This window comes from Stenotrophomonas maltophilia group sp. Smal13, assembly GCF_030236855.1.
GTDB classification, from domain to species: domain Bacteria; phylum Pseudomonadota; class Gammaproteobacteria; order Xanthomonadales; family Xanthomonadaceae; genus Stenotrophomonas; species Stenotrophomonas maltophilia_A.
The window spans coordinates 1-653 of the sequence record NZ_JASJSQ010000183.1 but is presented as its reverse complement, the minus strand read 5'-3'; the positions used below and the strand labels follow the sequence as shown (position 1 = coordinate 653).

Sequence of the window (653 nt, the reverse complement as noted above, 5' to 3'; positions counted from 1 at the left end):
AACAACGAAACAACAGCAACGGGCAAAAGCCGCTGGCGTGTGCACGGCAGCGGCGGTATTCGGGGGCAGCGCTCTTACGTGATGCGGTCGGCGGCCTCGGCCAGCAGGCGCCATGCCTTCAGCACGGCGTGCAGTTCATCCATGGAAAGCTCGCCGAACACGTCCTGGCGCAGGCCGATCAACTGGTCTTCCAGCTCGCTGACCAGCGCGTGTCCCGCGTCGGTCAGCCACAGCAGGTTGGCGCGGCGGTCGCTGGCGTCGCTCTCGCGGCGGACCAGGTCGCTGGCGCACAGCTTGTCCAGCAGGCGCACCAGGGAAGGACCCTCCATGCCCAGCTGCTGGGCCAGCGCCACCTGGCGGATGCCACCGCCGGAGCGGCCGATCATCAGCAGCGGCATGGTGCAGGCGGTGGAGATGCCGTAGCTGCCGAGCCGGCTGTCGGCCAGGCGCTGCCACTGCCGCCCTGCGTACAGCAGGCCGGAGCTGAGCTGCATCTGCAGCACGGTGCGTTCGTCGAGGGGGCGGTCCATAAGAGATAGATAGGATACTACTAATTTCATTCCTATCAATAGGTTTTTCTGAATGGGCGGGGTGTAGTGAGGAAAGCGTTGCGCCTGCATGGTGTCGGGTGGGGCAGCAGGGGCCGGACGGGG

At 66.0% G+C, this 653-nt stretch carries 1 protein-coding gene; it reads right to left on the bottom strand.

The features are described from left to right. Window positions 1-74: 74 nt before the first annotated feature. Window positions 75-530, bottom strand: coding sequence for a MarR family winged helix-turn-helix transcriptional regulator (locus tag QRO95_RS25275; RefSeq protein WP_012481667.1), 456 nt, complete (start codon window positions 528-530; stop codon window positions 75-77). Window positions 531-653: the final 123 nt, after the last annotated feature.